We start from the raw sequence: 6,350 nt of genomic DNA, 5'->3' as shown, positions 1-6,350 counted from the left end.
CTCCGGGGCGCCCCAACGGCGTTGCCGTGCGCGGGTGTTACCAGGCGGCGGCCTTCTCCTCCGAGGGGAGGAGGATCCACAGCGCGATGTAGAGCAGGAACTGCGGCCCCGGCAGCAGGCAGGACAGCAGGAAGATCACCCGCATCGTGGTCGCCGAGGTGCCGAAGCGCCGGGCCAGCGCGGCGCACACTCCGCCGATCATGCGGCCATGGGTGGGGCGGGCGAGCCTGGACATCCGCGTCTCCTTCGTGAGTGTCCGGCGCTGTGAGCGTCCGGTTCGAGGCGGCCCGTGCGGCCCCTCATCTGCCCTCCACGGTACGGAGACGAACCGGGTCGAAGCGTCGCTCTACGGGGCGATCCCGACCCTGGGAATCGTCGGGGTACGACCCTGAGCCGCGTCCTCCTGGGGGAGGGCCGCCGGCCGCCGCCGCGCACGCTGCCTGCGGAGCCGGGCGCGGGCCGCCGGGACCACCGCCAGATGCGCGACGATCACGCCGACCGTGTTGAGGAGGACCGAGTCGACGTCCACCACCCGTCCCGGCACCCCGGTCTGCAACAGGGCTATGCCGAGCGAGATCAGGGCGCCCGCGGCCGCGGTACGGACCAGGGAGGCGAGCGGGGAGACACGGAGACGGCCGTGCACCATCGGGAGCAGCACGCCCAGCGGGGCGAGCAGTGCGAGGCCCTCACCGATCCGGTGGGCCGCCTCGCGCGGGCCCAGCGCCAGGTCGGCGCGGATACCGGCGAACGGGTGCAGGTTGGCGGGCATCACCCACGGCACGTCCAGTGGCCGCAGCATCAGCCAGGCGACGAACGCGAGATGTGCGACAAGGAGGACACCCCCTGTCACACGGACGCGGATCGCGGCGCTGCCGCCGATGGAGCCTTGACGCTGCACGCCCCCGTAGACGCGCCCGCGCACGCGAACGGTTCCGGATAAGTGGGTGAGGCCTCGGACACACGGTCCTCAAGGCGCGCCCCGCAGGACACCCCTCACCCAGAGGAAACCTCGGTGGCCGGCGGCCGGTTCCCACTCGGCGAGTTCCGGACCGCGTCCGTGCACTCGTACCGCAGCAGCGGCTCCCGCCCCGGCCCGCCCAGGATCACCGAACCGTCGCCCTCGGCCGCGGCCGAGTCGGAGAGCGTGCACACGATCTGGCCCAGCGCGTACGCCGTCAGCTGCGCCGGCGAGGTGCTCAGCCGCAGCGTGTCCTCGGGATCCCCGGCCCGGGGCCCGACGACCGACATCCCGCCGCGCACGTACGTCGTGTAGCCCGCCGCCTTCTCGGCGGCCGTGGGCGTCTCCGCGAGCTCGTCAAGGAGCCCCTGGGCGACGATCACCCGCCGCTGCGCGTCCGCCGTGCCCTCCGGGACCCGCACCTCCCGGTCCACGGTCACCAGCGAGGAGCCGCACAGCAGGAACACCTGCACCGGCACCCCGCGCGCGGACTGCGCCGACAGATCCGGCTGGGTCATCGAGCACGGCACCCGCGAGGGCGCCCCGCCGAAGTCGGTGGGCACCTCGGTGGCCCGGATCCCGCACCCGGAGAGCGCGAGCGCCAGTCCGGCGACGGCCAGGAGTCTTGGTACGTGCATCAGGCGTCCTTCTCCCCGGCGTCCTGGCTCTCCTCGGTCAGCGTCGAGGCGTCCCGGGGCAGCCGCAGGGTGAACACCGCGCCGCCCTCGGGGGAGTTGGCGGCGGTGATCGTGCCGCCGTGGATGCGGGCGTTCTCGGTCGCGATGGACAGGCCCAGGCCGCTGCCCTCGGAGCGCGGCCGGGAGGCGCTCGCCTTGTAGAACCGGTCGAAGACGTGCGGCAGGACGTCCTCGGGGATGCCCGGACCGTGGTCGCGTACGGCGACCACCAGGTCCCCGCCTTCTTCCTGGTCCATGCGCACCGACACCCGTACCGGCGAACCGCCGTGCTTGAGCGCGTTGCCGATCAGGTTGGCGAGGATGACGTCGAGGCGGCGCGGGTCCAGGCGGGCGTGGATACCGCGCTCGGCGTCCAGGTCCACCGCGTCCAGCCAGGCACGGGCGTCGATGCAGGCGGTGATCTGGTCGGCGATGTCGACGTCGTCGAGGACCAGCCGGGCCGTACCGGCGTCGAAGCGGGTGACCTCCATCAGGTTCTCGACGAGGTCGTTGAGGCGGCGCGTCTCGCTGACGACCAGCCGGACGGCGGGCTCGATCATCGGGTCCATCGACCCCGACTCCGCCTCCAGTTCCTCCTCCAGGATCTCGGTCACGGCGGTGATCGCGGTGAGCGGCGTCCGGAGTTCGTGGCTCATGTCGGCGACGAAGCGACGCGAGGCGTCGTCCCGCGCGGCCATGTCGTCGACCCGTTTCTCCAGTGCCTCGGCCGCGTCGTTGAACGTCCGTGAGAGATCGGCGAGTTCGTCCGTCCCCGACACCCGCAGCCGGGTGTCCAGCTTGCCCTCGCCGAGCCGCCGCGCGGCGACGCCCAGCCGGTGCACGGGCTTCAGCACGGTGGTGGCGGCGGCCTGCGCGAGCAGCGCCGAGCCGATGAGCGCGAGCCCGGTGGCGATACCCAGCGACCACGCCAGCGAGTTGAGGTCCTTCGCCTCCGGCTCCAGGGACTTCATCATGTAGCCGGTCGGCCCGCCGCCGATCAGCCGCGTCCCGGCCACCAGGTACGGCGTGCCGTGGTCGACGACCCGCTGCCAGTACAGGTGGTAGGCCGACCTGTCGGAGTCGGTCAGCTTCTGCTGCTTGTCGACGGCCTTGCGCAGCGACCGGGGCACGTCGTCGAGCGCGAACGCGCTCAGCCCGTCCGAACTGCCGTACACCGTCTTGCCGTCCGGGTCCCGGCCGACCAGTAACACGCTGAAGCGCTGGCTGCTGTTGGCCATCTGGCCGGCCGTGCGCTGGAGTTCGTCCTGGCTGGGATGGATGGGCAGCACGCCGGCCCGGTTCTGCATCTCCTGCTGGAAGTCGCGCAGCACCGCGTCCTGGGTACGGGTGAGCACGGCCTCGCGGTTCAGCCAGTACGCGATGCCGGACGCGGACACCGCCGCGGTCAGCGCGACGAGCCCGAAGACCACGACGAGCCGCAGCCGCAGGCTGGTGAAGCGCAGCCGGGACACGGCTCCCTTGCGATCCACGGCCCAGCCGCGGAAACCCCCTTGCCGGTCCGTCACTGAGGAGCGTCCAGGCGGTAGCCGACACCACGCACGGTACGGATCAGGGTCGGGGAGGAGGGCACGTCCTCCACCTTGGCGCGCAGCCGCTGCACGCAGGCGTCCACGAGCCGGGAGTCACCGAGGTAGTCGTGTTCCCAGACCAGCCGCAGCAGTTGCTGCCGGGACAGCGCCTGCCCGGGCCGCCGGCTCAGTTCGAGCAGCAGCCGCAGCTCGGTCGGCGTCAGCTGGAGATCCTCGCCGTTCTTCGTCACGGTCATCGCGGACCGGTCGATGACGACGTTGCCGTAGGTCGCCGAGTCGCTGGACTCCCGCTCCCCGCGGCGCAGCACGGCCCGGATCCGGGCGTCGAGCACCCGGCCCTGGACGGGTTTGACGACATAGTCGTCGGCCCCGGACTCCAGCCCGACCACCACGTCGATGTCGTCGCTGCGCGCGGTCAGCAGAATGATCGGCAGCTGGTCCGTGCGCCGGATCCGCCGGCACACCTCGAACCCGTCGATGCCGGGCAGCATGACGTCGAGGACGATCAGATCGGGCCGCTGCTCGCGCAACAGCTTCAGACCGTCCTCACCGGTCGCAGCGGTGGCCACCCGGTGCCCCTGGCGCGTCAGTGAGAGCTCCAGGGCCGTACGGATGGCGTCGTCGTCCTCGATCAGCAACAGGGAAGGCACGGGCTCATTCTGGCCCATGCGGGGCCTGTCGTACGACCTGTGCGGCTGGTAGCTGCCCGCAAACCTCTCTAGCGCCACCATCTGTGCATCTCGTGTGGACTCTCTGTGCCGAACCCCTGTGACAGGTCTGTGACAGTCGGCGGATAAGGCCGTGAAGGTGGCCCGGCAGAGTTCTCGGCACGGGCAGGGAAACCGCCCGAGCAAGCCGAACTACCGGAAGTCCACGACGGGGGGCGCGAGATGAACACGCTGCAAGGCCACAGCACCAGCGCAGTGATCACGCGCCTGCACGACGTGCACCGGGGTTCCGAGAAGTCCGGTGCCGTGAGCGGGCGGGGGTGCGCTCGCAGCACCGGACGTCAGCACACCGCCTTCATGGCGGTGGTTGACGGCTTCACGGGGGAGCCGGCGGCGGCAGCCGCCATGGGCACGGTCGGGGGATCCGCATACGGGGAGGGCACGGGGGAGCGTCGCTCGCTGACCGAGGCGGAGTTCACCGCCTACGTCCAGGAGCGCCGCGCCTCCCTGTACGCGACCGCCTACCACCTGACCGGTGACCGCTTCGAGGCCGAGGATCTGCTGCAGAGCGCGCTGTTCTCGACCTACAAGGCCTGGGACCGGATCAGCGACAAGGCGGCCGTGGGCGGTTATCTGCGGCGGACGATGACCAACCTGCACATCAGCGCCTGGCGGCGCCGCAAGCTCAACGAGTACCCGACCGAGGAACTGCCGGAGACGCCCGGTGACACGGACGCGATGAGCGGCACCGAGCTGCGCGCGGTCCTGTGGCAGGCGCTGGCCCGGCTCCCCGAACTCCAGCGCACCATGCTGGTCCTGCGCTACTACGAGGGCCGCACGGACCCGGAGATCGCGGAGATCCTCGACATCAGTGTCGGCACGGTGAAGTCCAGCATCTGGCGGTCGCTCCGCCGGCTGCGCGAGGACGAGGTCCTCAGCTTCGGCCGTGACGAGGAGAACGCCTTCGGGGAGCTTGTCGCCTGAAGGTAAGGGGATCCGGGGGGATCCCGACGGGGAGGGCCCAGGGGGGACTCACGGGGGACGCGAGTCAGGGCCCATGGGGGAAGCGAGTCCGGGGGGACTCGCGGGGGAAAGCACGGGGGAGCTCCGCCACGGGGGACACGGGGGTGTTCGGCGGAGCGACGGGGGAGCGGGACTGGAGGGCCGGGGGGTCCATCCAGTCCCGCGCCCCTTTGCGCCTAAACCGGCGCCGCTCTCGCGGACGTGGTTGCTCGCCGTCGTGGTTCCTCAATCAATGGTTGCGGTGGTCTTCGCTCTCCCGTGGCGCCCGACGGCGGCCGCCGCCAGTCGGCCCAGTGCCTCGTCCCGGTCGCACGGGTGGGCGCCCAGCGACACCTGGCGGGACACGATCGCCCGCTCCGCGCGCATCAGCCGCCAGCCGCGGCGCAGCAGGAACGGCACCGACTTGCGGCCCTCCTTGAGATCGCGCAGGAAGCGCCGCCGGAAGGTCCGCATCGGGCCCCGGTTCAGGCAGAGCGCGTCGGCCAGCAGCCCCAGCTTCCGGCAGCGCTCCACGATCTCGGCGGCGAAGATGCCCTCCGCGATGAACAACGGGGTACGGCCGATGTGCACCGTCTCCTCGCCGGTACGGGCGCTCAGTGCGATGTCGTACAGCGGCACCGGCGTCGATCCGGTGGCGCAGAGCTGGGCGATGGCCTCGACCGCGACCTCCGCGTCCCAGGACTCCGGGTGGTCCCAGTCGATGTCCGAACTTCCCGCCACCAGCGGCAGGGTCGGGTCGTCGCCCTCCTTGTAGAAGTCGTCGAGGCGCAGCACGGGCAGCCCGGAGCGGGCGGCGACGAGTGACTTGCCCGAGCCGGAGGGGCCGCACAGCAGCACGACGCGGGCGGGGGACGGGAGATGAAGGCTCACGGAACACCAGTTTGACGCATGGGGGGCCTCCTGCCGACCCCGCGGGTCGGCTTTGGAGCGTGAGTCACACCTCAACTACCCTGAGTGCCGACACGATCACCCTGTGCATCCGAAGGTGGCATCAGCAATGGCCCGAACCGCGTCCTTCCCGACTCCGACCGCCCAACGCGCCCTGGTGGCACTCGCCACGGCAGGCGTCGCGCTCGGCGCGGGCGCCGCTACAGCCGCCGCGGACACCCAGGCCGTCATGGACCCCCTGGTGCGGACCCGGCCCACCTCGCTCGGTCACATCGACCCGAAGGCGGGCCTGCAGGCGCTGGGGGCCGTACTGCCGTACGTCACGGGGCCGGTGGCGGGGCTGAAGCCCAACCCGCTGGCGGGGACGGGTGTCGACCCCCTGGACAACGGGGTGGGGACGCAGGTGGCGGACTTCAAGCCGCTGACGTCGAGGATGCTGACGGGGCCGGTGGCGCAGGCCCCGTCGGTCGGGGCGATTCCGATGGTGGGGCAGGCGCTGGACAACGCGGGGAGTTGAGCGCCCCGCAAGGCGTGGGGAACTGCGCGACCAGCCACGGGCGGCCCGCAGTTCCCCACGTACGGATAC

The 6,350-nt window shown here is 71.6% G+C and carries 8 protein-coding genes; 2 read left to right on the top strand and 6 right to left on the bottom strand.

The window, feature by feature from the left end; all coding sequences use genetic code 11:
• Window positions 1-37: 37 nt before the first annotated feature.
• The 5 genes from ACFWXC_RS16870 to afsQ1 all read right to left on the bottom strand — a co-directional run bounded on the left by ACFWXC_RS16870 (window position 38) and on the right by afsQ1 (window position 3,835).
• Window positions 38-235: a PspC domain-containing protein gene (locus ACFWXC_RS16870; RefSeq protein WP_361305479.1), complete on the bottom strand. Its 198-nt coding sequence runs from the start codon at window positions 233-235 to the stop codon at window positions 38-40.
• 111 nt (window positions 236-346) lie between these two features.
• The gene (locus tag ACFWXC_RS16865) at window positions 347-898 is read right to left on the bottom strand and encodes a VanZ family protein (protein ID WP_384479336.1); all 552 of its coding nucleotides are present in this window, start codon (window positions 896-898) and stop codon (window positions 347-349) included.
• Between the two features lie 95 nt (window positions 899-993).
• A complete protein-coding gene (locus tag ACFWXC_RS16860) occupies window positions 994-1,596 on the bottom strand; it encodes a hypothetical protein (RefSeq protein ID WP_384479309.1) in 603 nt (200 codons plus the stop codon).
• Window positions 1,596-3,161 carry an ATP-binding protein gene (locus ACFWXC_RS16855; RefSeq protein ID WP_384479307.1) on the bottom strand — a complete coding sequence of 522 codons (1,566 nt, stop codon included), beginning with the start codon at window positions 3,159-3,161 and terminating at the stop codon, window positions 1,596-1,598. The genes ACFWXC_RS16860 and ACFWXC_RS16855 overlap by 1 nt, the downstream gene beginning before the upstream one ends.
• Window positions 3,158-3,835: a two-component system response regulator AfsQ1 gene (gene afsQ1, locus ACFWXC_RS16850; RefSeq protein ID WP_174855921.1), complete on the bottom strand. Its 678-nt coding sequence runs from the start codon at window positions 3,833-3,835 to the stop codon at window positions 3,158-3,160. Before afsQ1 ends, ACFWXC_RS16855 begins: the two co-directional genes overlap by 4 nt.
• A 240-nt stretch (window positions 3,836-4,075) precedes the next feature.
• On the opposite strand from afsQ1, the gene ACFWXC_RS16845 reads away from it, so the two are divergent.
• Window positions 4,076-4,837 (top strand): SigE family RNA polymerase sigma factor, encoded by a 762-nt coding sequence (locus tag ACFWXC_RS16845; protein WP_384479305.1) that lies wholly within the window; start codon window positions 4,076-4,078, stop codon window positions 4,835-4,837.
• A gap of 264 nt (window positions 4,838-5,101) precedes the next feature.
• Here ACFWXC_RS16845 and ACFWXC_RS16840 read toward each other — a convergent pair whose 3' ends face one another.
• A complete protein-coding gene (locus ACFWXC_RS16840) occupies window positions 5,102-5,746 on the bottom strand; it encodes a uridine kinase (RefSeq protein WP_384479303.1) in 645 nt (214 codons plus the stop codon).
• 127 nt (window positions 5,747-5,873) lie between these two features.
• Between ACFWXC_RS16840 and ACFWXC_RS16835 the strand changes: the two genes are divergently transcribed.
• Entirely contained in the window at window positions 5,874-6,281 is a 408-nt protein-coding gene (locus ACFWXC_RS16835; RefSeq protein ID WP_384479301.1) for a hypothetical protein, read from the top strand.
• Window positions 6,282-6,350 lie beyond the last annotated feature (69 nt).

This window comes from Streptomyces sp. NPDC058683, assembly GCF_042716195.1.
Classification (GTDB): domain Bacteria; phylum Actinomycetota; class Actinomycetes; order Streptomycetales; family Streptomycetaceae; genus Streptomyces.
This window is presented reverse-complemented; position numbering and strand designations above follow the sequence as displayed.

Excerpts from the sequence above, each read along its gene's own strand:
- ACFWXC_RS16870 (WP_361305479.1), bottom strand. The coding sequence starts at position 235 with ATGTCCAGGCTCGCCCGCCCCACCCATGGCCGCATGATCGGCGGAGTG.
- ACFWXC_RS16860 (WP_384479309.1), bottom strand. The coding sequence starts at position 1,596 with ATGCACGTACCAAGACTCCTGGCCGTCGCCGGACTGGCGCTCGCGCTC.
- ACFWXC_RS16845 (WP_384479305.1), top strand. The coding sequence starts at position 4,076 with ATGAACACGCTGCAAGGCCACAGCACCAGCGCAGTGATCACGCGCCTG.
- ACFWXC_RS16835 (WP_384479301.1), top strand. The coding sequence starts at position 5,874 with ATGGCCCGAACCGCGTCCTTCCCGACTCCGACCGCCCAACGCGCCCTG.